Annotated in this window: 29 protein-coding genes and 1 tRNA gene; 21 read left to right on the top strand and 9 right to left on the bottom strand. The window is 54.3% G+C overall.

Annotated features, from left to right (window positions below):
* Positions 1–8: 8 nt before the first annotated feature.
* From rpmI to pheT, 4 genes are all read left to right on the top strand, one after another.
* Positions 9–209: a 50S ribosomal protein L35 gene (gene rpmI / locus ACOSDR_RS04915; protein ID WP_420723296.1), complete on the top strand. Its 201-nt coding sequence runs from the start codon at positions 9–11 to the stop codon at positions 207–209.
* Between the two features lie 61 nt (positions 210–270).
* On the top strand, positions 271–642 hold the full coding sequence (rplT, locus tag ACOSDR_RS04910; RefSeq protein WP_420723297.1) for a 50S ribosomal protein L20: 372 nt from the start codon (positions 271–273) through the stop codon (positions 640–642).
* Positions 643–774: 132 nt separating this feature from the next.
* Positions 775–1860 (top strand): phenylalanine--tRNA ligase subunit alpha, encoded by a 1086-nt coding sequence (pheS, locus tag ACOSDR_RS04905; RefSeq protein WP_420723298.1) that lies wholly within the window; start codon positions 775–777, stop codon positions 1858–1860.
* Entirely contained in the window at positions 1857–4265 is a 2409-nt protein-coding gene (gene pheT / locus ACOSDR_RS04900) for a phenylalanine--tRNA ligase subunit beta (RefSeq protein ID WP_420730548.1), read from the top strand. Before pheS ends, pheT begins: the two co-directional genes overlap by 4 nt.
* 3 nt (positions 4266–4268) lie before the next feature.
* On the opposite strand, the gene ACOSDR_RS04895 is transcribed toward pheT, so the two are convergent.
* The 4 genes from ACOSDR_RS04895 to ACOSDR_RS04880 form a co-directional block, all read right to left on the bottom strand.
* The gene (locus ACOSDR_RS04895; RefSeq protein ID WP_420730547.1) at positions 4269–4868 is read right to left on the bottom strand and encodes a cysteine hydrolase family protein; all 600 of its coding nucleotides are present in this window, start codon (positions 4866–4868) and stop codon (positions 4269–4271) included.
* Positions 4869–4937: 69 nt separating this feature from the next.
* On the bottom strand, positions 4938–5747 hold the full coding sequence (gene panB / locus ACOSDR_RS04890; protein ID WP_420730546.1) for a 3-methyl-2-oxobutanoate hydroxymethyltransferase: 810 nt from the start codon (positions 5745–5747) through the stop codon (positions 4938–4940).
* On the bottom strand, positions 5744–6604 hold the full coding sequence (panC, locus tag ACOSDR_RS04885; protein ID WP_420730545.1) for a pantoate--beta-alanine ligase: 861 nt from the start codon (positions 6602–6604) through the stop codon (positions 5744–5746). Before panC ends, panB begins: the two co-directional genes overlap by 4 nt.
* A 6-nt stretch (positions 6605–6610) precedes the next feature.
* Complete coding sequence (locus ACOSDR_RS04880) at positions 6611–7519, bottom strand: MBL fold metallo-hydrolase (protein ID WP_420730544.1); 909 nt, start codon at positions 7517–7519, stop codon at positions 6611–6613.
* Positions 7520–7721: 202 nt separating this feature from the next.
* On the opposite strand from ACOSDR_RS04880, the gene htpG reads away from it, so the two are divergent.
* The 10 genes from htpG to ACOSDR_RS04830 all read left to right on the top strand — a co-directional run bounded on the left by htpG (position 7722) and on the right by ACOSDR_RS04830 (position 17329).
* Complete coding sequence (gene htpG / locus ACOSDR_RS04875) at positions 7722–9578, top strand: molecular chaperone HtpG (RefSeq protein WP_420723635.1); 1857 nt, start codon at positions 7722–7724, stop codon at positions 9576–9578.
* Between the two features lie 89 nt (positions 9579–9667).
* Positions 9668–9970, top strand: coding sequence for a YciI family protein (locus tag ACOSDR_RS04870; protein ID WP_420723304.1), 303 nt, complete (start codon positions 9668–9670; stop codon positions 9968–9970).
* 135 nt (positions 9971–10105) lie between these two features.
* Positions 10106–11125 (top strand): hypothetical protein, encoded by a 1020-nt coding sequence (locus tag ACOSDR_RS04865; RefSeq protein WP_420723305.1) that lies wholly within the window; start codon positions 10106–10108, stop codon positions 11123–11125.
* A gap of 271 nt (positions 11126–11396) precedes the next feature.
* Entirely contained in the window at positions 11397–12659 is a 1263-nt protein-coding gene (locus ACOSDR_RS04860; protein ID WP_420730543.1) for a tyrosine-type recombinase/integrase, read from the top strand.
* Between the two features lie 489 nt (positions 12660–13148).
* A complete protein-coding gene (locus ACOSDR_RS04855) occupies positions 13149–13358 on the top strand; it encodes a helix-turn-helix transcriptional regulator (protein ID WP_420730542.1) in 210 nt (69 codons plus the stop codon).
* A gap of 263 nt (positions 13359–13621) precedes the next feature.
* Complete coding sequence (locus ACOSDR_RS04850; RefSeq protein ID WP_420730541.1) at positions 13622–13915, top strand: winged helix domain-containing protein; 294 nt, start codon at positions 13622–13624, stop codon at positions 13913–13915.
* Between the two features lie 87 nt (positions 13916–14002).
* The gene (locus ACOSDR_RS04845; protein ID WP_420730540.1) at positions 14003–14527 is read left to right on the top strand and encodes a hypothetical protein; all 525 of its coding nucleotides are present in this window, start codon (positions 14003–14005) and stop codon (positions 14525–14527) included.
* A gap of 228 nt (positions 14528–14755) precedes the next feature.
* Positions 14756–15571: a DUF3800 domain-containing protein gene (locus ACOSDR_RS04840; RefSeq protein ID WP_420730815.1), complete on the top strand. Its 816-nt coding sequence runs from the start codon at positions 14756–14758 to the stop codon at positions 15569–15571.
* Between the two features lie 195 nt (positions 15572–15766).
* Positions 15767–16384, top strand: a complete 618-nt coding sequence (locus ACOSDR_RS04835) for a hypothetical protein (protein WP_420730539.1) — start codon at positions 15767–15769, stop codon at positions 16382–16384.
* A gap of 15 nt (positions 16385–16399) precedes the next feature.
* Positions 16400–17329, top strand: coding sequence for a tetratricopeptide repeat protein (locus ACOSDR_RS04830; RefSeq protein ID WP_420730538.1), 930 nt, complete (start codon positions 16400–16402; stop codon positions 17327–17329).
* Between the two features lie 191 nt (positions 17330–17520).
* Here the strand turns inward: ACOSDR_RS04830 and ACOSDR_RS04825 are convergent, their stop codons facing one another.
* From ACOSDR_RS04825 to ACOSDR_RS04815, 3 genes are all read right to left on the bottom strand, one after another.
* On the bottom strand, positions 17521–18438 hold the full coding sequence (locus tag ACOSDR_RS04825; protein ID WP_420730537.1) for a hypothetical protein: 918 nt from the start codon (positions 18436–18438) through the stop codon (positions 17521–17523).
* Positions 18439–18649: 211 nt separating this feature from the next.
* A tRNA-Arg gene (locus ACOSDR_RS04820) sits at positions 18650–18726 on the bottom strand.
* A gap of 72 nt (positions 18727–18798) precedes the next feature.
* Positions 18799–20382, bottom strand: a complete 1584-nt coding sequence (locus tag ACOSDR_RS04815) for a penicillin-binding protein activator (protein WP_420730536.1) — start codon at positions 20380–20382, stop codon at positions 18799–18801.
* A gap of 190 nt (positions 20383–20572) precedes the next feature.
* Here ACOSDR_RS04815 and ACOSDR_RS04810 point away from each other — a divergent pair, with 190 nt between their 5' ends.
* Positions 20573–20959: a YraN family protein gene (locus ACOSDR_RS04810; RefSeq protein WP_420723307.1), complete on the top strand. Its 387-nt coding sequence runs from the start codon at positions 20573–20575 to the stop codon at positions 20957–20959.
* Here the strand turns inward: ACOSDR_RS04810 and ACOSDR_RS04805 are convergent.
* A complete protein-coding gene (locus ACOSDR_RS04805; protein WP_420723308.1) occupies positions 20956–21108 on the bottom strand; it encodes a hypothetical protein in 153 nt (50 codons plus the stop codon). The genes ACOSDR_RS04810 and ACOSDR_RS04805 overlap by 4 nt on opposite strands.
* Here ACOSDR_RS04805 and ACOSDR_RS04800 point away from each other — a divergent pair.
* From ACOSDR_RS04800 to gshB, 3 genes are read left to right on the top strand one after another with little or no spacing between them, the layout of a single operon-like run.
* On the top strand, positions 21107–21751 hold the full coding sequence (locus ACOSDR_RS04800; protein ID WP_420723309.1) for a BON domain-containing protein: 645 nt from the start codon (positions 21107–21109) through the stop codon (positions 21749–21751). The genes ACOSDR_RS04805 and ACOSDR_RS04800 overlap by 2 nt on opposite strands.
* Complete coding sequence (locus ACOSDR_RS04795; protein ID WP_420723310.1) at positions 21748–22638, top strand: SirB1 family protein; 891 nt, start codon at positions 21748–21750, stop codon at positions 22636–22638. Before ACOSDR_RS04800 ends, ACOSDR_RS04795 begins: the two co-directional genes overlap by 4 nt.
* Positions 22639–22674: 36 nt before the next feature.
* Positions 22675–23616: a glutathione synthase gene (gene gshB / locus ACOSDR_RS04790; RefSeq protein WP_420723311.1), complete on the top strand. Its 942-nt coding sequence runs from the start codon at positions 22675–22677 to the stop codon at positions 23614–23616.
* Between the two features lie 49 nt (positions 23617–23665).
* Here the strand turns inward: gshB and ACOSDR_RS04785 are convergent, their stop codons facing one another.
* Positions 23666–24142, bottom strand: a complete 477-nt coding sequence (locus ACOSDR_RS04785) for a MarR family winged helix-turn-helix transcriptional regulator (protein WP_420730535.1) — start codon at positions 24140–24142, stop codon at positions 23666–23668.
* A gap of 268 nt (positions 24143–24410) precedes the next feature.
* Here ACOSDR_RS04785 and ectA point away from each other — a divergent pair, with 268 nt between their 5' ends.
* The 3 genes from ectA (at position 24411) to ACOSDR_RS04770 (ending at position 26791) form a co-directional block, all read left to right on the top strand.
* A complete protein-coding gene (gene ectA, locus ACOSDR_RS04780) occupies positions 24411–24992 on the top strand; it encodes a diaminobutyrate acetyltransferase (protein ID WP_420723313.1) in 582 nt (193 codons plus the stop codon).
* 82 nt (positions 24993–25074) lie between these two features.
* A complete protein-coding gene (gene ectB / locus ACOSDR_RS04775) occupies positions 25075–26349 on the top strand; it encodes a diaminobutyrate--2-oxoglutarate transaminase (protein WP_420730534.1) in 1275 nt (424 codons plus the stop codon).
* Between the two features lie 43 nt (positions 26350–26392).
* A complete protein-coding gene (locus ACOSDR_RS04770) occupies positions 26393–26791 on the top strand; it encodes an ectoine synthase (protein ID WP_420723315.1) in 399 nt (132 codons plus the stop codon).
* The last annotated feature ends 3 nt before the right edge of the window (positions 26792–26794 follow it).

Raw genomic sequence — 26794 nt, 5'->3', positions numbered from 1 at the left:
GTTTAAAAATGCCCAAGATTAAGTCGAAGAGTTCCGCCAAAAAGCGGTTCAAAATCACAGGCACCGGGAAAGTGCGTTTCTACAGCGCCTACCTGCGCCACAATACCTCGAACCGTCCTACGCAGATGAAGCGGCAGAACCGGGGGGGCCAGATCATGTGCGCCTCTGATGCCACCGTGGTAAAGCGCAACTGGCTTCGCGGTCAGTAAGCAGCCCCAAAGGCAGCACTGTTTCACATCGTAAGACACTAGATTTCGAGGAGCCACACTCATGGCACGCGTAAAACGGGGTGTAACAACCCACGCAAAACACAGAAAAGTTATTAAGGCTGCGGACGGGTTCCGTGGTCGGCGCAAAAACACCTTCCGCACAGCCGTTCAGGCCGTGGAGAAGGCCGGCCAGTACGCCTATCGCGACCGGCGCGTCCGCAAGCGGGAATTCCGCAAGCTTTGGATCCAGCGCATCAACGCCGCCGTGCGCGATGCCAGCGACCAGCTGATGACCTATGCCCGATTTATCGATGGCCTGAATAAGGCGGATATCGAACTGGACCGTAAGGTTCTGGCCGATATCGCGGTGCACGACCCAGAGGCCTTCAAGGCGCTGGTCGGGCGGGCCCAAGAGGCTCTTGCCGCAAAGTGAGTCGGCGACGCCTAAACCCTGAAACATCAGGGAAATCTGGCGGATGAAGTTGTAAATCGCCGGCTCTCCTACCCCTTGTGTTGCAAGGTCCCATGGAGAGCCGGCGTTTTCTTATTTAAGGTGGTTGGACGAATGACAGGCGATGCAGACGAGCTGAAAACCGCGCTTTTAACGCGCATCGAGGCGGCGTCAGATCTGAAAGAACTGGATGATGTTCGGGTTGAGGCGCTGGGCAAGAAGGGCCGCATCACCGAACAGATGAAAGGGTTGGGTGCCCTGGACCCTGAGGCCCGCAAGGCCGCCGGTCAGGCACTGAATGTGCTGAAGGAAACCATCGCGACCGCCATTGAGGCCCGCAAATTCGGTCTGGAACGCGACGCGCTGAACGCAAAACTGGTCGATGATCAGGTTGATGTTTCCCTGCCCGCGCGGCCTGAAACCATGGGCCGCCTGCACCCGATCAGCCAGACCCTGGACGAGATCATCGCGATCTTTGGTGAAATGGGCTTTGCCGTTGCCGAAGGGCCGGATATCGAAAGCGATTATTATAACTTCACGGCATTGAATATGCCCGCCGAACATCCGGCGCGGCAGATGCACGATACTTTCTATATGGCCGATGATCAGGGTGGCGTGGATATGACCACCGTGCTGCGCACCCATACCTCTCCCGTGCAGGTGCGCACGATGGAAAGCCAGAAACCGCCGATCCGCATCATCGCGCCGGGGCGTACCTATCGCTCTGACAGCGATATGACCCATACACCGATGTTTCATCAGGTCGAAGGTCTGGTGATCGATAAAAAGACCCATTTCGGTCATTTGAAAGGCGTGTTGCAGGATTTCTGCTCTGCCTATTTTGAAATCGACGATATCCCGCTGCAATTCCGCCCCAGCTATTTCCCCTTCACCGAACCCTCAGCAGAGGTGGATATCGGCTGTTCCCGCAAGGGCGGCGAATTGACCATCGGCCCTGGCGACAGCTGGCTTGAAATTCTCGGCTGCGGCATGGTGAACCCCAAGGTTCTGGCGATGTCTGGCATCGACCCCGATGAATATCAGGGCTTCGCCTTCGGCATGGGGATTGAGCGCATCGCGATGCTGAAATACGGCATTCCCGACCTGCGCACCTTCTTCGACGCCGATTTACGCTGGTTAAAACATTACGGCTTCGTGCCATTGGAAGCAGCCTCTTTGGTGCGGGGATTGACGCCATGAAATTCACATTGTCCTGGTTGAAAGACCATCTTGAGACGGATGCGTCGTTGACGGAGATCACCGATGCCCTGACCTCTTTGGGTCTGGAGCTTGAAGGGGTCGATGATCCGGCTGCGAAGCTGGGGCCGTTCACCATTGCCTATGTGCGTGAAGCGAAACAGCATCCCAATGCGGATCGGCTGCGCGTCTGTATGGTAGAGACGGGCACTGGTGAGGTGGTTCAGGTCGTCTGTGGCGCGCCCAATGCGCGAACCGGGATGAAGGGCGTTTTTGCGCCCGCAGGCAGCCATATTCCGGGCACCGGCGTGGATTTGAAACCTGGCGTGATCCGGGGCGAAGAATCCAATGGCATGCTGTGTTCCGAGCGGGAAATGGGTCTGAGTGATGACCATGATGGCATTATCGACCTGCCCGAAGATGCGCCAATCGGCATGTCCTTTGCGGAATATCGTGGCCTGAATGATCCGGTGATTGATATTGCGATCACGCCGGATCGGGGCGATTGTCTGGGCGTGCGTGGTGTTGCGCGCGACTTGGCGGCAAAGGGCTTGGGGAGCTTGAAGCCTCTGGACTTATCCCCGGTCGAAGGCACCTATGACTCCCCCATCCAATGGGCGCGGTCGTCGGATATCGGAAGTGATGTTCCCTATGTTGCCGGGCGGCATTTTAGGGGCGTCAAGAACGGCCCCTCCCCGGCCTGGATGCAGCGGCGGTTGATTGCCATCGGTCTGCGCCCGATTTCCGCGCTGGTCGATATCACCAACTATGTCAGCTTCGATCTGGGCCGCCCTTTGCATGTCTTTGATGCGGCTAAGCTTCAGGGTGATACCCTGACCATGCGCCGGGCCAAGGCGGGGGAAACCATCCTGGCGCTGGACGAGAAGACCTATACCCTGGAAGCAGGCATGCCGGTGATTGGCGATGCGGCGGGCCCTCAGGGGATTGGCGGCGTCATGGGTGGGGAACTGTCCGGCTGTACCGATGACACGACTGAAGTTTTCTTGGAAGTCGCCTTGTTCGACGCAATCCGGGTGGCGGAGACGGGGCGTCGTTTGAACATCGATTCTGATGCGCGGTATCGGTTTGAGCGCGGTTTGGATACGCAAGGTCTTGCCTGGGGCCCGGATGTGGCGGCGCGATTGATCCAGAAGCTCTGTGGCGGGGAGATTTCGAATCCAACCACCGCTGGCGAAATTCCTGATAATCGCAAGACCTTAACCCTGCGCACCGATAGGCTGGAAAGCTTTGGCGGTCTGGCGGTCCCAGCGGAAGAATGTCAGGCGATTCTGGATCGTCTGGGCTTTGAGACAACGCGCGATGGCGATGTCATCACAGCGGTAACGCCAACCTGGCGCAATGATGTCGAACATGAACAATGCCTGATCGAAGAAGTGCTGCGGGTGAAGGGCTTTGATGCCATCCCTGCGGTCTCTCTGGAACGGGAAACCGCCCTGCCCCAGCCGATCCTGACCCTGGGTCAGCGCCGCGTCGCCTTTGCCAAGAAGCAATTGGCCCAGCGTGGCATGTTTGAGGCCGTGACCTGGTCCTTCCTGGCGAAGGCTGATGCCGTGACCTTTGGTGGCGATCCGCAGGTCCTGGCCCTGGCCAATCCGATCAGCGCCGATCTGGACGCGATGCGCCCGTCGATCCTGCCCAATCTGCTGGCCGCGGCACAGCGCAATACCGGGCGCGGCTATGCCGACCTGGCCTTGTTTGAGGTTGGCCCGGTCTTCCGGGGGCGTGGCCCGAAAGATCAGGATATGGTGGCGACGGGCATCCGGGCGGGAAAACAGATCCCGCGCCATTGGATGGAAACCAGCCGCAGCCCCGATGTCTTTGACGCGAAGGCGGATGTCATGGCCGTTCTGGAAGCCTGTGGTGCGCCGATAGATCGCTTGCAGGTCGGCGATGATGTGGCCCCCGACTGGTATCATCCAGGCCGTTTCGGCACCCTGCGCCTGGGCCCGATGCTTTTGGCGCGGTTTGGGGAGATTCACCCGGCCATCGCCAAAGACTATGATCTGCGCGGTCGTGTTGCGGCGTTTGAAATCTTTATGGATGTCATCCCCCAGCCCAAGGCAAAGAAGGGCGGCGGCAAGACCCGGCCTTTGCTGAAGGCCTCCCCACTGCAACCGGTTGGCCGCGATTTCGCCTTCCTGGTCGATGCAGATGTCTCTGCCGAGAAGGTGGTGCGGGCGGTCCTTGGGGCGGATAAGGCGCTGATCACCGATGTATCGGTGTTCGACGTCTATCAGGGGGCCGATATGGCGGGTAAGAAATCCATTGCCCTGGCTGTCACGCTACAGCCGGTTGATGCGACCCTGACCGACAAGGACCTGGATGCCCTGGCGGAAAAGGTCGTCACCAGCGTCCACAAAGCGACCGGCGGCGTGTTGCGCGGATAGGGATCAGTCTGTAATCGAGGCCGCATCCGGCGCGATGATGGAAAACCGGTCTGACAGGCCGGTTAAGGCGGCTATATGCAGGTCTGCGGCAGACAGGATGCCCCCGCCCGGCTTGGGTAAGTCCCGCGTGGCGCAGGCCTGGTCCACCACGGTGGTGCGATATCCCAGATCCAGGGCGACCCGGGCGGTGGAACTGACGCACATATGGGTCATGAAGCCGACAATGATCAGCGATGTCGCCCCCTGTGCCGTCAGGACGTCGTGTAAACGGGTCTTGGCAAAGCTGTTGGGCAGCCCCTTATCGACGACTGGTTCACCATCCTGGGGCGCGACCTCTGTCATGATCTGTCCGCCTGTGCCGGTAATGTCAAAGGCCCCGCCAGGCTTTCCAACATGGCGCACATGCACGATGGGGCGTTGCAGGCCACGGGCGCGGTTTAACAGCGTCTGACATTGCGCCAGGGCCGCATCGACGTCGGGCAGAGGCAGAAATCCGCTGCGGTATTCCGCCTGGCAATCAATCAGAAGCAGGGTTGAGGTAGATAACGTCGCTGGGGTCAGATCAGCGCCGGACATAGCCAGCAGGGTCTTTGGGGCGGACATCTTGTTTCCTCTCACGGGATATTTTTTGAAACAGGCAATTGTGCCCATTCAGTATGACACGCTTTCGCCTCAGCGATAGGTCTGATCCTCCGTTGGGAAGCGCCTGTCTTTCACAGATTGGGCATAGCGTTCCACGGCGGTGTCGATCTGTGATCCGATATCTGCAAAGACCTTCACGAATTTCGGGGGGTTCCGGGTTATGCCCAACATGTCTTCCAGAACCAGAATCTGCCCGTCACAGGCAGGCGACGCCCCGATGCCAATTGTGGGAATGGCAATTTCCTGTGTCAGCTTTGCGGCCAGTTCCTCGACCATTCCCTCCAGCACGACGGCGAAAGCCCCCGCCTGGGCAACGGCCTGGGCATCGGCCTGATGGTCGGGCCATGTGTCGCGGTCCCGCCCCTGTGTTTTGAAACCGCCCATGACATGGGTTGATTGTGGCGTCAGGCCGATATGCCCCATGACCGGAATGCCGCGTTCCACCAGAAAACGGATCGTCTCAGCACAGCGTGCGCCGCCTTCCAGTTTCACCGCGCCACAGCCGGTTTCCTTCAGGATGCGGGCAGCGTTGCGAAAGGCGGATTCCGGGCTTTCCTCATAACTGCCAAAAGGCATATCCACGATAATCAGCGCCTTTGATGTTCCCGAAACAACGGCACGGCCATGGGCGATCATCAGGTCCAATGAAACCGGTGTTGTGGAGTCCATCCCATGGGCAACCATGCCCAGACTGTCCCCCACCAGGATGAAATCCACATGGGGATCGACCAGGGACGCCATACAGGCGCTATAGGCGGTCAGGGACACGATGGGCACGCCCCCCTTCATCGCAGCGATCGCCGGTGCGGTGCGGCGCTTTATGCGGGTGTGACGGCTCATCGGCCCCCCTGTCTTGGTGTAATGACGCGTTGATCCAGCAACAGGACCGATCCCAGTTCCGCCGTGACCAGAATAACGGCTGGCTGTGTCAGGCTATGGAGGGGCTCCAGCGTCTGGGCATCAACGATATCAACGGTTCTGATTTGCAAAAGCGGCTGTTCCCGCAAGATGGCATACAGCCCGTCCAGGATGGTCTGTATGTCCGCAGTGTCGCGCGCGATTGTCTGGGCCTTGTCCAGGGCTTTGTTGATGATGGGCGCGATGGCGCGCTCTTTTGCTGTTAAACGCACATTGCGGGACGACATGGCCAGCCCGTCTGCTTCCCGCACGGTCGGGTGGGCGATGATTTCAATGGGCATGTCCAAATCGGCCACCATGCGGCGAATAACGGTCAGTTGCTGATAGTCCTTTTCACCAAAGACAGCGATATCCGCCTGAACGATGTTGAACAATTTCGTCACCACGGTTGCGACGCCGCGAAAATGTCCGGGGCGCTGTAGCCCCTGCAATATGCCAGACAGGCTGGGCACATCAACATGGGTATCTGCCGTTCCCCCATACATTTCTTCCGGACTTGGGCAGAATACCGCCGAGACGCCTGCGGATCGCAACAGGGCAAAATCCCGCTCTGCATCGCGGGGATAGCTGTCTAAATCCTCATTGCGACCAAACTGCAAGGGATTGACGAAAATCGTCACCACGACATGATCGGACTGCGCCGCCGCCCGCCGCACCAATTGCAGATGTCCCTCATGCAGATAGCCCATTGTCGGCACCAGACCGATCCGGTGGCCTTTCTTGCGCAGCCCTGCGACATGGGTGCGGATCGCGTGCTTTGTTTCACAGATTTGCATCATTGGGCCTTATGAAAGGGACGCTGCCGGGAAGAAACGGGACCCTAAGGTGGGATTTGGGTCACTGCAAGTGATACGCCCGTCTTCTGCCATATGCAGCAGATGCGCCAGGACAGACCGCGCCGCCGCCGCGTGCAGCTTTTCTGGCACATCGCGATACATCGCCGGGACCATGTCGCCAATCGTCTGCAGCCCGGCATTCAGACAGGCCAGGATCTGTGCCTCGCGATCCAGACGATGGGCGATGAAATCTTTCACATGCTGTCTGGCGTTCTGGATCGGATTGCCATGGGTGGGGTAATACAGGTCTTCGCCGCGCCCCAACAGTTTTCGCAGGGATTCCATATAGGCCGCCATATCCCCATCAGGCGGGGATATCACACTGGTGGACCAGCCCATGACATGGTCGCCACTGAACAGGGCGGCTTCTTCCTCCAGTGCGAAACACAGATGGTTGGACGTATGGCCGGGCGTGTGTACGGCCTGGACAGTCCAACCCTTGCCAGAAACCCTCTCGCCATCCCTTAGGATGATATCGGGGGTGAAATCGCGATCTGCCCCTTCTTCCACCTGCACCGCCTCGCCCCCGCCATGGGGTCCAAAGCCATAGGTGGGCGCACCCGTCTCCGCCTTCAGCCTCGCCGCCAGGGGGGAATGATCCAAATGGGTATGGGTGATCAGGATCGCCGTGACCGTATCACCCGCCAAGGCGGTCAACAGTGCTGAATAGTGATCATCGCGCAGGGGCCCAGGATCAATCACGGCCACATCCTGACCCATGCCGATGATATAGGTGCCGGTGCCATAAAAGGTAAACGCGCTGGCATTGGGGGCGACGACCCGCCGAATCAGCGGCGACAGGGCCACTGCCTCGCCATAATGGGGATCAAATGTGCGGTCAAAAATCGGACGGGTCATTGCAGCGGCCTGTTTCAGAAAAAGGGGTGCTCTTGTGTGATCGGGGGTAAGAAACTATATCCACAGCACTAAATCCAACACAGAATTTTAAAAAGGGACATAAGCCATGGCGACAAAGACCAAAGGCGACACCGTTAAATCTGGTGGGGCCAATTCTGGTGGCCCAGAAAAAAATGAGCCTCAAAAAGGTGGCGCAGAAACAATGGGGTTTCAGGCAGAAGTCGGGCGATTGCTCGATATCGTTGCCAATGCCCTGTATTCAGAGCGTGAAATCTTCCTGCGCGAATTGATCTCCAACGCAGCGGATGCGTGTGACAAGCTGCGCTATCTGGCGATTGAAACGCCTGGATTGATGGATGGCGACAGCGGCTTTCGCATCACATTGCAGGCCGATCCAGACGCCAAAACCCTGACCATCACCGATAATGGCATCGGCATGACGCGCGATGATCTGATCGACAATCTGGGCACAATCGCCCGGTCCGGCACGGCCGCCTTCGTTGATAATCTGACCGGGGATAAGAAAAAAGATGTCAGCCTGATCGGTCAATTTGGCGTTGGTTTCTATTCCGGCTATATGGTCTCCACCCAGATTTCCGTTCTGTCGCGTCGCGCCGGATCGGACGAAACCTGGCGCTGGACCTCTGATGGGCGCACCGGCTTTACGATTGAACCTGCCGATGCCGCGCCGCATGGCACGTCGATCACCCTGTCGCTGAAGGACGACGCCCAGGAATATCTGGAAAAATCGACCTTACAGCGGGTGGTGAAGACCTATTCCGATCATATCCCCTTCCCGATTGAATTCATTGATCCGGCCAAGAGCGAAGAAGAGCCGGATCGGCTGAACGAAGCATCCGCCCTGTGGACGCGGCCGAAATCAGAAATCGAAGACCAACAATACACGGAATTCTATCGTCACGTATCACATGGCTTTGACGAGCCCTGGATGACGCTGCATTTCAAGGCGGAAGGCGTGATTGAATATGCCGGCCTGATCTTTATTCCGACGGAACGCCCGTTCGATCTGTTCCATCCGGACCGCATGTCCAAGCTGAAACTGTATGTGAAGCGGGTCTTCATCAGCGAGGAATGCGATGACCTTCTGCCGTCCTGGCTGCGGTTCCTGCGCGGCGTGATCGACAGCGAGGATCTGCCGCTGAACGTGTCGCGCGAAATGCTGCAAAACAATCCGGTCGTCAGTAAGATCCGTGCCGGTGTGGTCAAACGGGTCCTGTCTGAATTGGCAAAAAAAGCTGAATCCGATCCGACCGGCTATGTCAGTTTCTGGGAGAAATTCGGCCTGGTGATGAAGGAAGGCCTGTATGAGGGCACGTCTGATAAGGACTCCCTGTTGAAACTCTGTCGTTTCCACTCAACCAAGCGGGACGGCATGATTTCACTGGCCGACTATGTCGCCGATATGAAGGAAGGTCAGGACTCGATTTACTATATTTCGGGCGAAGACAAGGCGGTCTTGAAGAAAAGCCCGCAATTGGAAGGTTTCGACGCTAAGGGCGTTGAGGTTCTGATGATGTCTGATCCGGTGGATGAATTCTGGATTCCCTCGGTGGGTGAATTTGACGGTAAGACCTTTAAGTCCGTCACCCGGGGCGGGGCTGACCTGTCTAAAATCAAGGCTGAGGAAGCCAAGGATGAGGACGAGGCCGAACAGCTGGACAGCACGGTCGATGGTCTGGTGATCGCCCTGAAACTGGCCTTGGGAAATGCGGTTAAGGATATCCGCAGCACCGATCGCCTGACCAACAGTGCGGTCTGTCTGGTGGCTGATGAAAACGCCATGGATATGCATCTGGAACGGTTGCTGAAACAGCATAACCGCCTGGAAGCGGAAGCGCAGCGCATTTTGGAGATCAACCCGAAACACCCCCTGATCAAGGCACTGGCGGGCAAGGCCGGTACCGATGGCAAGGGCGATCTGGGCGCGGCTCCCTCCATGCTATTGGATCAGGCCCGCCTGCTGGAAGGCGAGGCCCTGCCCGATCCCAGCGCGTTTGCGAAACATCTGGCCGATCTGATGGCCAAGGCCTATAGCTGATCGCTGACTTGAGAATTGAAACTTGAATTCAAAAGGGTCCCAACACACGCCGTGCTGGGACCCTTTTTCTATCGGATGAGGAGAGCACAATGCCCTGGATGATTGTCAGTGAGGACAGCGCGGACGGACCCCGACTGCGCGCAGATGCGGCGCTGATGGCCGCACATTGGGACTATGAATTGTCGATAAAGGACCGGATCCTGGCGGCTGGCAGCCTGCGCAGCGATGATGGAGAAAGCAAGATTGGCAGCCTGTTGATCGTGAAGGCCGACACGCGCGCAGAAGCCCAGGCCATCATTGACGCCGACCCGGCAACACAAGCGGGCCTGCGTGGAAAGATCACCCTTCACCGCTGGAACATGGCCATTCTGGATGGGATCGTTCAAGACTGACGCAGGCGCTTGCCAGGTGCACAATCCGACCGCCAATGCGTATGAAATGTTCGTTTGCCTGCTCATAGAGAATTAGGGCTTTATGCACAGGTATGAAACAGCACCGGTGATGCAGGGAATGTCCGGGGTCGGCCAATGAAAACAATTGCGATATGGACTGTAAGCCTGGTTGTCTTTGGTGTTGTTGCCTTGACCGGGTTCAAGGTTCTGGTCGAAGCCTATGCCAAACAATCCGCATTGGACTTTGTTGGACAGGCTGAAGGCCAGATGAATCTGGACGCGCTGGCAATAGACCTGACCAAGCGCGTTTATGAGATATATTTGACCAGCGACCCTCAGGAAAAACCGCTTCTTCTAAAGCTTAGACCCTTCGTTACCCATACAGGCCTTCCCGCTTTCCTTAGGGTGGAGCCTGGCGCGATCGAGGTGATTGAACTGAGAGGGCATTGTGATGCCAGTGCGCGCACGCTGGCTTATTTAATACAAAAGCTAGGATATCACGCGGTACAGTTAAACTTGATTGGTCGGCGGGGTGGGGCCCATACAATAGTGCGGGTTTATCGCCCCGATGGGACGACTTTCCTGGTGGATCCCCATACTGGCCTTGTGCCGATGGTTAATCAGAAAGTTTTATCTGGGTCAGAGGTTTCCGCCTATCAAACAGCAGGGATGGCACCTGAGGAGATTTGGCGACCTGTTTCCCACAACGCCAAATTTCATCCAGTATTCCGTCAGTTCCCGGACTTTATTCAGGCAGAGCAGGGAAGCATGACGGTTCTGCCAGGCACGATTCCCTGGATCCCGGATACGGGGTTGCGTGTTGGGGCCCTGGATGGTTCCGCCCAGGGAACAGGCGATGCTGCTGGCGAATTGGGCCTGCCGGTTTATTGGGACTATCTGGGGCATCGCTATGATCGTGGCTGGACGCGCGAAATGTCTTTTCAGCAGGATGCGCGTGTTACCTTTGTACTGGTTGAGGACGCCCGGGCTGGCGTCATAACAACAGACACGCAGCCCAAGGTAACAGGCAACACGGTTGTCTATGAGGTTTCAGCCGGGGAAACACTGAAATTCCATGATGGGCGGGCTGATATCAACTGGCGCACGCTGAACAGCTACCAATTGATTGATTCAATATATTTTGAGGCGCGATAGGGGCCCCAATATAGCTGACCCAAAATACGACCTGCGCGGACAATTGCCAGAATACGCTAAAGTCTTCGAAAAAAATGGTGCGCCCGACAGGATTCGAACCTGTGACCTCTGCCTTCGGAGGGCAAGGGTTATGGTATCATCCATTTTCCCCTACTATAGAAAACTATAGAAAACATAGGTTTATATGTTCTCAAGCCTTACCAAGTTTCCTCTGGTATGATTGCTAGAGATTGCTATATGATTGCTAGCAATCAGATTGGAAGGGTTTGGTATGTCGGTAAACACGGTCACAAAAATCAACAAGCGGGTGGTGGACAGCGTTGTGCCTGCTGAGAAGGACAGCTTTCTCTGGGATACCGAAATCAAGGGATTTGGTCTGAAGGTCACGCCCAAGGGTAAGCGGGTCTATGTCCTGCAGTACCGGCTGCATGGTCGGCTGAGTCGTTACACCATTGGGCCGCATGGAAACCCTTGGACGCCGGATCAGGCGCGCAAAGAGGCCATTCGCGTGCTCAGTCAGTTGCTGGAGGGAAAGAACCCTGCCTCTGCAAAGCGGGCCGAGAAGGACGCCAAGACCGTATCCGAACTCTGCGACCTCTATCTTAAAGACGGTGCTGGTACGAAGTCGGCTAGTACACTCGCCACGGATAGGGGGAGGATTGAGCGCCATATCAAGCCGCTGCTGGGTCGCAAGCGGGTCAAGGATGTCACCATAAACGATATCCGAACCTTTATGCGCGATGTTGCGGCTGGAAAGACTGCTGTGGATGTTAAGACTGGACCTAATGGCAGGGCGCGGGTCACTGGGGGTCAAGGGACTGCCACGCGCACAGTCGGCCTGTTGGGGGGTATCTTCACTTATGCGGTGGATGGGGGTATGCGGGTCGATAATCCTGTGCGAGGCGTCAAACGCTACGCAGACAAACGCAATGAGCGGTTCCTATCTCCACAGGAACTTGCGTGGTTAGGGGAAGCGCTTTTGGACGCTGAACGCGGATCTGAAAACAAGACTGCGATTGCCGCAATCCGCCTATTGATTCTAACTGGGTGTCGAAAGTCTGAAATCCTGACGCTGCAATGGTCGCATGTGAATTTTGAACGGGGCTATCTGGAACTTCCAACATCTAAGTCGGGTCAGAGGCGCGTTCCAATCGGTGCGCCGGTTCTGGAGCTTCTGGCGGCGCTTCCGCGCATGGAAGGAAACCCCTTTGTTCTCCCAGGCGAAGTCGAAGGAAAGCACTTCGTTGGCGTTCCAAAGGCATGGATGCGCCTTCGCAAAGTGGCTGGACTGGAGGATGTTCGTTTGCATGACCTTCGCCACAGTTTCGCCAGCGTTGGCGCTGGTGCTGGAATGGGTCTGGGTGTCGTTGGTAAAATTCTTGGGCATCGCGACCCTAAGACAACGGCCCGTTATGCCCACATTGCTGACGACCCAGCCAAGGCATCTGCTGATCGAATAGCTTCCGCAATCGCAGCGACAATGAATGACTACCCGAAAGCGGTTGTTCATTCTATCGACGCCAAAAAACAATAACGCGCATTCCCCCTGATATCCTGGTTATACACAAGTTCCGTTCGCATTTGTTCTGGTTACGAAATCTGCGATTTGGACTACTATCCCTTCTATCAAATTGCCCTTTTCTAATGGCTGAGAATGGAAGGAGTTTCAAATTTGCTATGTCGGAACGCGGAAATTTTTAAGAGTAAAAACTACAAGTTAAATGGGAATCATAGCGAATCGCTGGTCAATATACATTCCGTATACCCAAGTAAAGCAAACATTTCGAATTTAATTCGCATTATAGTGCGAGTACAGTGTGCGGTTTTCGTACACCATTATTATGATAAACATCTAATATTTCAAATACTTAGGATTTTTAGACCAAAAATTTCTGACTTGGTGACTTTAAGCTGGGTTGAAAAAGCCTTTCATCATGTACTTGGTCGGGCAAAACGCTATAATTGGCGTGCGCTGGCTGCTCTTGGGTCGGTTTGCAGATAGCAACGTAAGGAGACTGAATAGATGAATGAAAATCAATGGATAAGAACCATAAAGGCCGCTGAATACGTAGGCCTTTCCCGCTCAACTTTAGAGAAACTGCGCGTCTATGGAGGAGGGCCTGCATACTCCGCTCTTGGTCGCGCAATCGTCTATCGGGTCCAGGACCTTGATAGCTGGGTCTCAGCCAATAGGCGGACCTCAACATCCCAGACCACAAAGGAGGTCACATGAAAGGAGTACGACAAACGAAAGCCCTGGAATCGGCGGCAACCGACCCAGGGCATGATTTCCCCTCGTTCGGAAAAACTAGGAGGTCACCTTATGACCATACATCAACTCGCATTTGATTTCGAGTTTCAAATTAGTACCAACCCAAGTTCGGCTGCAAAACCCAATTGGCGTGTAGTAACTTTGGCCCGTCGACATGGCCTGCCTGTCACTCATGCCAGAGTCTATGCTTTTGAATTGGGCCTCCCCGATACGGAGGGCCAGCTATGAAAGCAATATTCACTGTCCTGGATCAAAATGGTGAAAGTAGAGTCGTAGAGTTAACTGGGCGCAACGCCTGGGCACTTTCTAAGCTCGTTGAGGCTGGGAAGTATGGCTGCACGCCAATCACGACGCCTGGACCTCGATGGTCGGGCTATGTCCACAATCTCCGCCATGAATACGGCATCAACATAGAAACCGTTCATGAGGCCCATCGTGGACCGTTTCCAGGCTCACACGCCAGGTACGTCCTCCATTCAGTTGTCAGCGTTGTTTCAATCGAGTTCGAGGCTGCATAGGCCGCAAAGAGAACCGCTTGGATACGGAGGCCCTAAAACTGGGTCTCCGTTTTCTCTGACAACGCACCAAGATATTTGGAGAGTCGCATGGGAAAAGTGAATCAAAAAGGCCGGTCAAAGCATGAGCCGTTCATCCGGTTGCATCGTGGCGTTACGGGAAGTGCGGCATGGAAGGCGCTCAGTAACGAGGCAAAGGCGCTGCTGATCGAGATATGGGCCAGGCATAACGGTGTCAACAATGGACAGATCGGCATGAGTCATAGACGGGCGCGTGAGGCCCTTCGCGCCGGGAATGTGAAAGTGCAACGAGCCTTTGCAGATCTGCAGGCGAAAGGGTTTCTGATTGCTCACTATCGCGGCCATTTCATCAGCAAGGTGTTGGCTGGGGAAGGCCGGGCGTCGGAATGGGAACTCACGACTGAGGATTACTCAGGGCAACCCGCAAAACACACCTATCGAAAATGGTCTGAAAATAAAAACACGGTTCCAACCTTAGGAACCGCTGGTACCGACATCGGGAACCGCTCGGACGAAAACATCATCCAAATCAATGAAACCAGTTCCGACACTGGGAACCGTTATGGTCGAAAAAGGGGCGCTATTGGTTCCTGACGCGGGAACACATTTAATATACCAAGTGGTTTGCAGTAGTTGATCCAAAGCATTGGAAGAGGCTAAAAAGAAAAGTGCATGGTACCAATAGAATTTGTCGGCTGTTCAGTTGGATTGAACTCGTCAGTATGGTATGTCGACTACAGGTTTCCTATGGATTAACGAAATTGGATGAACAAATCATTTACACAATAGGCCGAATAGCTATGAGGATATTCAGTGACAAAGATGAAGTTGAATCTCTATCTTGATGATTCAGGCACGAGACATCCTACTCGCAAGGTTGGCCGCGTCCCTGCACACGGACGTGATTGGTTCGCTCTGGGTGGAATTATAATTGATGAATCTGACGAAGTGGAAGCCAGAAAACTACACGCTGAATTTCTGGATAAATGGGAGCTTACCAAACCACTTCATTCATCTGAGATTCGTTCGCAGAACAAAAACTTTGTTTGGTTGCGTGGCTTGCCAGATGCTGAGAAAGAAAAGTTTTACGAAGAGCTTTCTCAGTTGATGAGTACGGTATCGGTAATCGGTATTGCATGCGTGGTCGATAGGCCCGGTTACAATGCTCGCTATCTAATGGAATACAACAATAATCCATGGATGCTCTGCAAAACTGCATTTACTATCGTTGTTGAACGAGCGGCTAAATACGCATTAACCAAAGGGGCGCTTCTGAGGGTCATGCCAGAGCGTTGCAACAAGGTCGAAGATAGATGCCTTAATCAGTACTATCAGGATATGAGAACACAGGGTCTTCCCTTCGATTCAGATACCTCCAAGAAGTACGCACCGTTGACGAATGAGGAGCTAAAAACGACCCTCTATGACTTCAAGTTGAAGGAGAAAACATCTCCAATGGCTCAACTTGCGGACCTCTACCTTTGGCCGATTTGCATGGGCGGTTATGACAAAAACAACCGGCCCTATCGTCGTCTCTTAGAAGAAGGCAAATTAATTGAATGCTCTTTATCTGAGGATGATTGGCCAATGTTAGCGACGAAATATAGTTGCTTCGATGAAATCCGTGTAACTAAATAAAAAAGCCCCACCCAAAGGGTTGGAGCTTTTTTGGCGACCGCAGAGGCGGCCTCGCAGGCTATGCCTACGAAATAAGATAGAGAAACGGGCCACTATGTCAATAGCCAAGCTGTATTGTAGACCAAGCTGTATTGTAGACAATGAATTCTTAGCGGCGATTTACCTAATGATTTCGATAAAATCTGAGAGGTGAAGATGGGCGGTATCGGATCTGGACATTGGTATCGGTGGTCTACGAAGCCGGTTGTTGAGGATGGTGTACCTCTCAATCTGAACAAGCTAGTCCGTGACAAGCTGGTGGTGCCAGGTGCTTGGACGAGCGGCGGCCTTGTTTGGCACTATGTCGATTCAGGAGAGAAATCGGCTTCGATAGGGTACATCGCAGATATGAAAGACCCATCCGACGCGTCGATGCGCCTGCAGTACACATGTAACGGCAAACCAGAGGACTACGTGGTTAGGCTTACGACCACGACGCCAAATTTCGGGGGCCTGCGCTGGTGGTTTGTCTGTCCATTGACCGGCAAGAGGGCTGCTAAACTTTATCTGCTAAACGGCGCGTCCAAATTTGCGAGCGTGAAAGCCTATCGTTTCGCCTATCGAAGCCAAAATGAAGGATACGCAGACCGCACCCTTTCCAAAGCCCAAAAAATTCGCAGGAAGCTGGGCGGAGACTGGGGATTAGATGCGCCCTTCGCAAGAAAGCCAAAGGGGATGCACAAGAAAACCTACAATCGCTTAGTTGAACAGGCGATGCATTATGAGGAAATTGGCTGGGCGGCGGCGGCAGAGCGGTTTGGCAACGAGCTTTAGATTGGGGAATCCGAGATGAAAATTGCGGCTGCGGCGTTTTCAATGGTTGTAATCATTCTTATTGGGAATGGGGGGGTGAGCTGGAGTGACGACTATCAAAAGGCATATGCTGCTGAACGAAATGGTGACTTCGAGACGGCTCTGCGTGAATGGAAATCGCTTTCAGATAAGGGAAATGCCTTCTCGCAGTTTCAATTGGGTTTACGATTTGAAAAGGGGGAAATTACCCCACAAGATTTTGCGTCGGCTGCCAAGTGGTATAGTGCCGCAGCTGAACAGGGCTTCGTTTACGCGCAGTTTCATCTGGGCCTTCTGTATTTTAATGGGGAAGGCGTTATGCAAGATGACAGAAGTGCCGAGCAATGGTTCAGGCGTGCTGCCGAACAGGGCGATACATTGGCAGAGTACTATTTGGATTATCTAGCAGTAAATAATGAAGATTTTTCTCGTGTCGGGATGACTGTCGAAAAATGGTTTATGTACACTACGTCTGAGCTTAACGATATTGCGGGAACGTATTTCAGTGTAGGCATGCAAAGTGATTTAGGAAGATTTACTAGGAAGGATTATCAGTTCGCGCAAGAGAACTACCACGCCGCCGCTAGAGCAGGACATTCCGGTGCACAAAATAACTTGGGAGTAATGGCCTATTACGGGCAAGGTACACTCCAAGATTTTGCTTTTGCAGCAGCTTTTATTAAGATTGCGGCGGAAAATGGAAATGCGGGAGCCCAGAAAAATCTGGGTGTTCTTTATGCTTTAGGTCGAGGCGTCCCTAAGAATATTGTGAACGCATATATGTGGGCAAATGTTAGTGCCTTTAATGGAAATCGGCATGGCACTTGGCTGCGCGACACGGTTATGGATGACATGACCCCAGCTCAGGTCGAAAAAGCACAAGTTCTCGCCCGCGAATGTGTGGAGAAAGACTTAAAGGGCTGTTGAGACTGAGATGTGCTATCCCCTATCTGCCAAAACCTGCGGCGTCTAAGGCAGGATTCCAAGAGCGGTCGTTGGTAGTCGCGAGTCGAGAAAACAAACTACCCCCCCAACTAATTCGATTAAATTCTTACTCAGAGTATGCGTTCAGAATCTTTGGGTTTCTTTTATGCTTTCTAGATTTTTATCCTTTAATTTTAGTTACTTAATGACATGAGAATCGCACTGGATACAGTGTCTAGCTTTGGCTTTATGTCCTTAAACATATCATAAAAACGGAATCCGTCTTTGACATCCTTTGACCACATCGGATCATCTTCACTGTCGTAACTAACGAACCCATTTCGAAGCATGAACATTCCGAGGTTGATATCCCCAAAGATGTTCAAACTAGAAAAGTTAACAGACTTGTTTGAGAGACAGATTGAAGCATATTGCGATAGCTTGATTTCAGCGCGAAGGCGCCCTTTTGAATCGAATAAGTCTCCTGGATACTCAAGTCGAACGTAGTAAGGTTCATCGGAGCAGGCGTCTCCAAAACCATAGGTCACAAATTTCTCCAAAACATTTTGACCTTTTGCTCTAGTTTCTGGGCTAACTCCCAACGTTGATGAGCGTGGCAAAACAACGTCAAATGGGACACCATAAGCCTCTACGGTAAGAACATTTAAATCTTTGTATCCAGTTAATATCCCGGATGTTGGAAGATTCTTCCCATCTCGATACAATGTTAAAAGATTGATACGGTCGTTTGAATCATCATCTCTGAGGTAAAGCGTTGCCAGCACAAAAGCTTTATCAAGTGTAATACTTCTGTTTACGGGAAAAGAGTAAAGTTTATCGATATAATCAATTACGTCACCATAAGTAGTGCTATCTGGAACGGCCACATGGTCTCTTTGAAATAGTGTACTATTATTTGATCCTGAAATATCTCCTTGGATACTTTGCACGCTTTGCCCTAAGCTTATTCCTTGAATTAGAGCAATCTTTTCCAAGATACCAAAAGATGACCAACAATCCGATGCCATCAGTTTGGAACACGGGTTCTCCGAAGCCGAAACCTGTCCCGCAAACATGAAAGCGAACATTAACGTTATAAGAGCCGACTTCATTATTAAGACTCTCCCAAGCGAATAACATGATCTAAGCGAAATTAATGGTAACTAATCTGCCTAATGTTGCACACGAAAAATAAACTCACTGGCGATAGCGCAATGAGAAAATGCTATTTGATGGGTTGATAAATTGGAAGCCGATAGATTGCTATTTGATTGCTAGGAAAATTCTAGCCCCAACTAAAATACTGTAAAATACTGAAAAGATTGGTGCGCCCGACAGGATTCGAACCTGTGACCTCTGCCTTCGGAGGGCAGCACTCTATCCATCTGAGCTACGGGCGCGCGAGGGGGCTTATAGACGGTTCCATCGGGGATTTCCAGCCACAATGTGCTTAAAAATTCCAATGTGGCCTTTTAAGACGTGGGTAGGGCGGGGGTTGTTCCCTCTGTGGGTTGGGGCGGGTAGGTCGTGACCGGCTGGTCGAAGCTGCGGGGGGCTTCCTGAATCATACGCACGCCGGATGACTGTACCTCCATGATGGCAAAGCCGCGTTGAGCGATGCCATTTTCCTGGAAACGGAACAGGCCTTCCGCGCCAATGAATCCCTGGGGGTCGGTCAGCGTGGCCACGTCATATTTCGGGCCGCTGACGCTGGGTCTGGCCAGGGCGGCGGCGACCGCTGTCACATCATAGGACAGCGCCGACAGATCAGACGCGCCATGGCCGAACATTTGGGCGAAGCGGGCTTCAAATTGGTCACGATAGGCGGAACGGGCAGCGGGAAACTGGCTGCCGATCAGGCCGGGCTCAGAAGACAGGTTCGGGAAACTGTCCCAGCGCTGTAACCCCAACAGGCGGACTGTTGGCTGATCGACATCATAATAGGCCAATTGCGCCGACAGGATCTGTAACGTTTGTGGGTTCAAGACGGGTAACAAAAGCGCGTCAAAAGGGGGATCGCCCCATGTATCCAGAACTTCCATCCGTTTTAGTGCTTGTTTAGAGGCCTGATCCCCTTGTGCGGATAATTCTGCGCGTTGTTGTTTCAACGCTTGGACCCGGTTCTTGTAGTCGGACAGATTCTGGATTTGATCACCGAAATCCAGGGCTTCTGGATTATAGAAACCAACACGGCTGAATTCCCCGCCCCGCTTCTCTACGGAGGTCCGCAGCGCATCGACGGAGACATTTCCATATTCATTGGAGGGTGCCAGGATGGCAAACCGACGTCGCCCTTCCGCCATGGCATGGGCAACGATGGCATCCACCTGTTCTTCGGGTGTAAAACCGGCCAGAAATATGGGGCCGCCTGCAACATGGCTGGAGTTGGAGAAGGCGACAACCTTGATATTGGCCGCCTCTGCAATCGGTCTGACGGCGGTGACAGAGTCTGCCAATAGCGGACCGACAATCAGGCGTGCGCCTTTGTTAATCGCCGACCGGGCGGCCTGTTCCGCGCCAAGCGGCGTGCCCATTGTATCAAACGGCATCAACCTGAATTCGGGGTTCCCGACGTCAAACAACGCCATTTGCGCGCCTTCCAGCAGGGCCTTGCCTGGCCCGGCCAATCTGCCGCTTAACGGCACAAGAATGGCGACGGGGATTCCCTCAATTTGTCGAACAGCGTCGGGTGGGGGTGTCAAATAGCCCGAATCCCCCAGCGCCAGCGTGCTGCCGCCCATGCCGGTCAGGGCATCATTCGCGCCCGGTGTGCCTTCCGGGGCGTCGCCTCTGGTTGCAGATTGTGCCGTTGGCGTCTGGGGGGTTCCCAAACCGGGACCGCTGGGTGCATTGCCCCAGACCGAAGACCCGCCGCTGACACCGCACGCGCTGACGATCAATGTTGTCGAAAGCGCAAATATTGCGGGCAGCACGCTGCGACAGGGGCGCAGGACCGACGTGATCAGGCGCGCAGGCTGAAAGGGCAAATGCGGCGTGGCAGTATGGCTGACCATGCGGGACGTCTCCAATGTTGCGCCTGTTATATCCTGTGGCACCAGGGAACCCAAGTATTTGATAGGGTTATTTGATCTTCTAGCATTTTGGTATTTAATCAAACACGACATCAAAAACGAGTCCGATTTCATTGAATGCGTGGATTTGTAAAATTGTCGTACAGCAAACGTCAGATAAGTCTAGGGCGGGAATACGGCATTTTTTCGACAGGCAAGGCGGTGGGTCAAACAGATGAAGCTTTGGCGGCGTCGCGGCGGCGATCAGCAGGCACGGCAGGAAGCGGAAGCAGGCGGGCGACGGGCAGAGGCTTTGGCCGTGCTGTGGTTGCGCCTGAAAGGGTATCGGATCCTGGACCGCCGATTGAAAACACCGGTTGGAGAATTGGACCTGATCGCCCGCCGGGGCAAAGTGATCTGTTTTGTGGAAGTCAAGGCCCGCAGCACGATGGACGCCGCTCTGGAGGCCCTGGGACCGAAACAGCGCCACCGGATTGAACGGGCCGCCGCCTGGTGGTGCACGCACAGGAAACAGGACCCCACTATATCGCTGCGGTTTGATCTGATCGCGGTCGCCCCGGGTCGCCGCCCCATTCATGTTGTTGATGCTTGGCGGCTTTAGGGGGCTGGTGGCATTTGATGACCCAGCTTGCCCCAGACCCCATTGCGGCGGCGGGCGACGCATCCTACCTTTGGGAACGTGATGCGCCATTGCAGGAACCGGTCGGTCGACGATATTTCCTGCCAAGTATAATGAAACGAGGATTCCATGCGCCAGTTCGCCCGTTCGATTGCCCTGTTGCTCGGTCTTCTGCTGGTTCCGGCCTGCTCTCCCCTGGGTGTTGCCACGACAGCGGGTGCAGTGGTTGGAACGGCCGCCCTTCAGGAACGTGGATTTCAACAAACGCTGGACGACAAGTCGATGGAAGTCTCGCTCCAGAAGGCATTGATCGATATCGATTTCGAAACATTTCAGCGCATTGACGTTTCTGTCGTCGAAGGGCGCATCCTGTTGACCGGGATCGTTCCCAATGCTGATGATCGGGTTAAGGCGGTGGAAACCGCCTGGCAGTCTGATGGCGTTGTTGAGGTGATCAATGAAATTCTGATTGGCAATGATGTCGGTTTCATCAATTCCGGGTTCGACCTGAAGATTGAGAAGGCGATGGATCTGGACCTGACCCTGGACAAGCAGATCAAGGGGTTGAACTATATTTCCGACTCAACAAACGGGACGCTGTTTATCATCGGGATTGCACAGAATCAGGCGGAACTGGATCGCGTTCTGGCGCATGCCCGGAATATTGAGCGGGTCCGGCGGGTTGTATCCTATGTTCAATTGAAGGATTCTCCGGAACGACAGGCCGTATTGGAACAGTTGCAGGAAATGAAAGTACAGAAAGCCGCAGAATGAGGAAAACCCCTTCAAGAGACCCATCACCGCGCGCGGATGTCCCTGTCAGCAGTGAGGCCTGGGCGGAGGAGATATTGCAGGGTCTGGCCCGTCAGGGTGATGCGCCGCTTGATATTGCAGAGGGTGCGCTGGCGCTGGCCGCCTTCGATTCCCCAACGGACCGGCTGGTCTTCTATCGCGATCATCTGTCCACGATGGAACAGGACCTGACGGCCGCAATGTCAAAGGCAGATATTGAATCTCAGGACGCGGCGTTGCGCCTGGTGGCAATCAATCACGTCCTGTTCGGTCTGCATGGCTATAGCGGTGATAGGGACACCTATGATGATTTACAGAACGCCAACATCATCCGGGTGATAGACCGCCGCCGCGGATTGCCGGTGGCCCTGGGTATCTTGATGATGCATCTGGCCCGGTCCCAGGGCTGGAATATGCAAGGGCTTGATTTCCCCGGCCATTTTTTATTGCGCTTTGAGGTTGAGGGGGAGCGGATCATTGTCGATCCTTTCGATGGCGGGGTGCCGTTGGATGCGCCCGCCCTGCGCGCGCTGTTAAAAGCAACGGCGGGCAATGACGCGGAATTACAGGCACGCCATTACGAGCCCGTGTCTGATCGCGATGTCCTGTTGCGGCTACAGAACAATATCAAGCTGCGCCTGATTAAGGACCAACGGGTCGAAGAGGCAGCCCATATCGTCGAATCCATGCTGTTGCTGGCCCCGGATCGGCCAACCCTATGGCGGGAATCCGGTTTGATGAATGCCCATATCGGTAAGGTGCGCACAGCAATCGCCGCCCTGGAAACCTATCTTCAGACAGAAACCCGCGACGGCCACAGACGAGAAGTTGCGACCCTGGTGGATGAATTGCGGAGTTCCCTTCATTAGCGGGTCGTCGACCCCTTTGTTTTTAAGGATGAAATCATGAGCCTGCGCGTGGCGATCCAGATGGATCCGATACAGTCGATCAATATCAATGGGGATTCATCTTTCGCCCTGGGGCTTGAGGCACAGGCCCGGGGCCACAGCCTGTTTCATTATCTGCCCCAGGCTTTGACCTATCGTCAGGGACGGATCAGCGCGATGGGCCATCCGATGACGCTGCGCCGGGAACAGGGCAATCACTTCACGCTGGGGGAAATCCGGACTCTGGATCTGCGCGCGGATGTGGATGTGATCCTGATGCGCCAGGACCCGCCCTTTGATATGGGTTATATCACCGCAACCCATATCCTGGAGCAGGTACATCCCGAAACATTGGTGGTCAATGATCCGGCCCATGTCCGAAATGCCCCGGAAAAGCTGTTGGTGACACATTTCCCCGACCTGATGCCAGAAACCCTGATCACCCGCGACCGGGATGAGATCAAGGCCTTTCGCAAAGAGTATGGCGATATCATCATCAAGCCGTTATTTGGCAATGGCGGGGCTGGGGTTTTCCACCTGAAACCCGATGATTCAAACATGGCCTCCCTGATGGAAATGTTTGAGGCGACCAGCCGGGAGCCGGTGATGGTACAGCGCTATATGCCCGAGGTTCGCCAGGGGGATAAGCGAATCATCCTGGTTGATGGCGTCGCTGTGGGGGCGATCAATCGCGTCCCGGCAGAGGGAGAAGCCCGCTCCAACATGCATGTTGGTGGGCGTCCTGATAAATCCGGTATAACGCCAGAAGAACACAAGATCTGTGAGGCAATCGGCCCGATGCTGAAAGAACGCGGGTTGATTTTCGTTGGCATCGACGTGATTGGTAACAAGCTGACCGAAATCAACGTCACGTCGCCCACCGGCATCCAGGAAATCGACCGCTATGACGGCAGCAACCTGTCCGGCCTGATCTGGGACGCGATCGAGGCAAGGTTATAGGTTTTTGGCGCAAGCGTGATTTGAAACTTACCCAAGATCTTCGGGTCTTTTAACTCTCCACCCGGCCGACATCCAGGACTGGCGTTGCTTCCAGGCCTTCTGCGTCCAGCAGGGAGGCGGTGCGTTCCAGACCGGCGATCAGCAGGGATTGTTCCCAGTCTTCCAGCGCGGCAAAGCGTTCGCCGAATTTTGCCTGCAATCCTTCCGGGGCGTGTGACAGGGTGGCGCGCCCAATGTCTGAAATAGACAGCCAGACCTGGCGGCGGTCGGTGTCACCGCGTTCCCGCAGGATCATCCTTTTGGCTTCCAATTTATGGATAAGGCTGGTCATGGTGGCCTGAGAAATGCCCATGCGCGTGGACACGCTGCCTGCAGAACTGGCCCCGAAATCATCCAATATCTGCAATACCAGCAATTGTGATGTCGTCAGACCGGTCTGCCGGGTCACCGCCCGGGCATAGTTTTCCGTCGCTTGCAGGATCTGGCGCAAGACTGTGACAGCATGATTGGCGCGTTGTGTCAGCATAAGTCCCCTCGGAAGCATTAACCACTGGGGAAAAGTCCACAAAATCGGGACCTTTGGCAAAATCTATTTAGTTCCATGAACGAAAGATATTTCAGAAAAACCTGTCGATAATCCGCTGAATTCTAAGGATCATGCGCCTCAGGAATGTTTTATTATTAAGGTTAAATAGTTGTTAATAATAAATTTTTCATAAATTAGTGCTTGATCGATCCTGAAATATAATTACTTTATAGTCTGAATTAAATTCTACCCATGACAGGAGGATATAATGCCCCGCGACGGAATTTTGGGCGACAGCGTATCAGATTTGGGAAAAGGCTCTGCCGGACCAGATCGCAGCAAGCCTGAGATCACCTTTCGGGCACCCGAGGTTGAAGACGGGTCGGAAGTCTGGCGCCTGATCCAGGATATCAACGCGCTGGATGACAACTCCATGTATTGCAATCTGCTGCAATGCTCGCATTTTTCTGAAACCTGCGGGTTGGCGGAAATGGATGGCGAAATTGTCGGTTGGGTATCAGGATATCGCCCGCCATCGGATCCAGACACACTGTTTGTCTGGCAGGTCGCGGTTCACCCCAAGGCACGCGGTCAGGGCGTTGCAAAACGACTGATCTTGTGGGTCTTGGGCCAGCAGCAGAATCGCGATGTGCGATTCCTGCACAGCACGATCACCGCCTCGAACAAGGCTTCCTGGGCATTGTTCACCTCTATCGCGGCAGCGTATGACGCCGACATGGACCGGGATGCACATTTTGAAGAAGAGCTGCATTTCGATGGCGAGGCAAAGACTGAACATTTGGTACAGATCGGACCGATCCGGCATCGGCGCCTGAAGCAGGTCGCTTAAGCAGCGCTGTCGCGCGCCGATCTCTCGTTGGTGCCGCCCGTGCCAATTCGCAAAAATGAAACAACTTGAATCGGAGAAGAAAATGACTTCCCCGCTTACCGCCTTTGAAACTGTTGAATCCGAAGTCCGCAGCTATTGTCGCTCCTTTCCTGTGGTGTTTGGCGGCGCCCGGAATGCGACGCTGACAACACAGGATGGTGTCGATTACACCGATTTTCTGGCTGGTTGCTCGTCCTTGAATTACGGTCATAACGACCCGGACATGCAGGCCGCGCTGATTGAGTATATCAAATCCAATGGGGTCACCCATGGCCTGGATATGTATACCAACGCCAAGCGTGATTTCCTGGAAGCGTTCCGGGATATCATCCTGAAACCGCGTGATATGGACTATCGCCTGCAATTCACGGGCCCGACCGGTGCGAATGCGGTTGAAGCCGCGATCAAGCTGGCCCGCAAGGTAACGGGTCGCACCAATATCGTATCTTTCACCAATGGCTTCCATGGTGTGACGGCAGGGGCCTTGGCCGCGACCGGCAATGGCTATCACCGGGGCGGTAATGGTGCGCCTTTGGAGGGCGTCACCCGGATACCCTATGATGGCTATTTGGGTGATGATATGGATACCACCCAGATCCTGGCTAAAATGCTGGAAGATCCGTCCAGTGGCGTTGATGCGCCGGCGGCTATTCTGGTGGAAACCGTCCAGGGGGAAGGCGGATTGAATGCCGCTTCCGCTGATTGGATGCGCTCCATCGCGAAACTGGCGCAGCAACACGGCGCGCTGTTGATTGTGGATGACATTCAGGCCGGGTGCGGTCGAACGGGAACGTTCTTTTCCTTTGAGGAAATGGGTATTCAGCCCGATATCATCACGATGGCGAAATCTTTGTCGGGAATGGGCTTGCCCTTTGCGATGGTTCTGATGAAGCCGGATCATGATATCTGGGGCCCGGCAGAGCACAACGGGACCTTCCGGGGCAACAACCACGCCTTTGTCACCGCCCGCATCGCGCTGGAAAAATTCTGGAAGGACGATGCCTTCGCGACGGACATTAAGGCGAAGGGCGATGTTCTGCACAAGCGCCTGAAGGCCATTGCAGACCAGCATGGCTGGACACTGCGCGGTCGGGGCATGTTCCGGGGCATTAATGTCGGGAACGGTGATACGGCCGCTGAGATTTGCAAGCATTGCTATCAGAATGGCCTGATCATCGAAACATCCGGCGGCCATGATGAAGTGGTCAAGGTTCTTGCCCCGCTGACCATTCCGATGGAACAGTTTGAAGCGGGCCTGGCGATCCTTGCCAAGGCCGCTGACAGCGTGATGAGCCAGGGAAGCGCAAAGGCTGCTTGAACAGGCTGCCGCACGCACTGAATTTAATATTTAGGAGACAGATATGATTGTTCGCAAATTACAGGATGCCGAGAAAACAGAACGCCGGGTTGCCGCTGAAGAGTGGCAAAGTGTTCGCCTGTTGCTGGCTGATGACAATATGGGGTTCAGCTTCCACATCACGACGATTGGTGCGAATACCGAACACACATTCGAATATAAGAACCACTTTGAATCCGTCTATTGCATCTCTGGCAATGGATCGATTGAAGATCTGGCGACCGGTCAGGTGCATGAAATCACACCCGGTGTGATGTATGCGCTGGACAAACACGACCGCCATGTTCTGCGCGGTGGCACGGAAGCCATGGTTCTGGCCTGTTGCTTCAATCCGCCGGTAACCGGTCAGGAAGTGCACCGCGCCGATGGATCCTATGCGGCGCCGGACGAGGAGGCTGCTTAAAAA

Source organism: Hwanghaeella sp. 1Z406 (assembly GCF_048892425.1).
GTDB lineage: Bacteria > Pseudomonadota > Alphaproteobacteria > UBA8366 > Aestuariispiraceae > Pacificispira.
This window is presented reverse-complemented; position numbering and strand designations above follow the sequence as displayed.

Bases quoted from the DNA above. Each gene is read 5' to 3' on its own strand.
- ACOSDR_RS04840 (WP_420730815.1), top strand. From the start codon at position 14,756: ATGAAGTTGAATCTCTATCTTGATGATTCAGGCACGAGACATCCTACT.
- panC (WP_420730545.1), bottom strand. From the start codon at position 6,604: ATGATGCAAATCTGTGAAACAAAGCACGCGATCCGCACCCATGTCGCA.
- ACOSDR_RS04850 (WP_420730541.1), top strand. From the start codon at position 13,622: ATGAAAGCAATATTCACTGTCCTGGATCAAAATGGTGAAAGTAGAGTC.
- ACOSDR_RS04800 (WP_420723309.1), top strand. From the start codon at position 21,107: ATGCGCCAGTTCGCCCGTTCGATTGCCCTGTTGCTCGGTCTTCTGCTG.
- pheT (WP_420730548.1), top strand. From the start codon at position 1,857: ATGAAATTCACATTGTCCTGGTTGAAAGACCATCTTGAGACGGATGCG.
- panB (WP_420730546.1), bottom strand. From the start codon at position 5,747: ATGAGCCGTCACACCCGCATAAAGCGCCGCACCGCACCGGCGATCGCT.
- ACOSDR_RS04835 (WP_420730539.1), top strand. From the start codon at position 15,767: ATGGGCGGTATCGGATCTGGACATTGGTATCGGTGGTCTACGAAGCCG.
- gshB (WP_420723311.1), top strand. From the start codon at position 22,675: ATGAGCCTGCGCGTGGCGATCCAGATGGATCCGATACAGTCGATCAAT.
- ACOSDR_RS04865 (WP_420723305.1), top strand. From the start codon at position 10,106: ATGAAAACAATTGCGATATGGACTGTAAGCCTGGTTGTCTTTGGTGTT.
- ACOSDR_RS04785 (WP_420730535.1), bottom strand. From the start codon at position 24,142: ATGCTGACACAACGCGCCAATCATGCTGTCACAGTCTTGCGCCAGATC.
- ACOSDR_RS04855 (WP_420730542.1), top strand. From the start codon at position 13,149: ATGAATGAAAATCAATGGATAAGAACCATAAAGGCCGCTGAATACGTA.
- ACOSDR_RS04770 (WP_420723315.1), top strand. From the start codon at position 26,393: ATGATTGTTCGCAAATTACAGGATGCCGAGAAAACAGAACGCCGGGTT.
- ectB (WP_420730534.1), top strand. From the start codon at position 25,075: ATGACTTCCCCGCTTACCGCCTTTGAAACTGTTGAATCCGAAGTCCGC.
- rpmI (WP_420723296.1), top strand. From the start codon at position 9: ATGCCCAAGATTAAGTCGAAGAGTTCCGCCAAAAAGCGGTTCAAAATC.
- ACOSDR_RS04845 (WP_420730540.1), top strand. From the start codon at position 14,003: ATGGGAAAAGTGAATCAAAAAGGCCGGTCAAAGCATGAGCCGTTCATC.
- pheS (WP_420723298.1), top strand. From the start codon at position 775: ATGACAGGCGATGCAGACGAGCTGAAAACCGCGCTTTTAACGCGCATC.
- ACOSDR_RS04830 (WP_420730538.1), top strand. From the start codon at position 16,400: ATGAAAATTGCGGCTGCGGCGTTTTCAATGGTTGTAATCATTCTTATT.
- htpG (WP_420723635.1), top strand. From the start codon at position 7,722: ATGGGGTTTCAGGCAGAAGTCGGGCGATTGCTCGATATCGTTGCCAAT.
- ACOSDR_RS04825 (WP_420730537.1), bottom strand. From the start codon at position 18,438: ATGAAGTCGGCTCTTATAACGTTAATGTTCGCTTTCATGTTTGCGGGA.
- ectA (WP_420723313.1), top strand. From the start codon at position 24,411: ATGCCCCGCGACGGAATTTTGGGCGACAGCGTATCAGATTTGGGAAAA.
- ACOSDR_RS04870 (WP_420723304.1), top strand. From the start codon at position 9,668: ATGCCCTGGATGATTGTCAGTGAGGACAGCGCGGACGGACCCCGACTG.
- ACOSDR_RS04805 (WP_420723308.1), bottom strand. From the start codon at position 21,108: ATGGAATCCTCGTTTCATTATACTTGGCAGGAAATATCGTCGACCGAC.
- ACOSDR_RS04895 (WP_420730547.1), bottom strand. From the start codon at position 4,868: ATGTCCGCCCCAAAGACCCTGCTGGCTATGTCCGGCGCTGATCTGACC.
- ACOSDR_RS04795 (WP_420723310.1), top strand. From the start codon at position 21,748: ATGAGGAAAACCCCTTCAAGAGACCCATCACCGCGCGCGGATGTCCCT.
- ACOSDR_RS04880 (WP_420730544.1), bottom strand. From the start codon at position 7,519: ATGACCCGTCCGATTTTTGACCGCACATTTGATCCCCATTATGGCGAG.
- rplT (WP_420723297.1), top strand. From the start codon at position 271: ATGGCACGCGTAAAACGGGGTGTAACAACCCACGCAAAACACAGAAAA.
- ACOSDR_RS04810 (WP_420723307.1), top strand. From the start codon at position 20,573: ATGAAGCTTTGGCGGCGTCGCGGCGGCGATCAGCAGGCACGGCAGGAA.
- ACOSDR_RS04860 (WP_420730543.1), top strand. From the start codon at position 11,397: ATGTCGGTAAACACGGTCACAAAAATCAACAAGCGGGTGGTGGACAGC.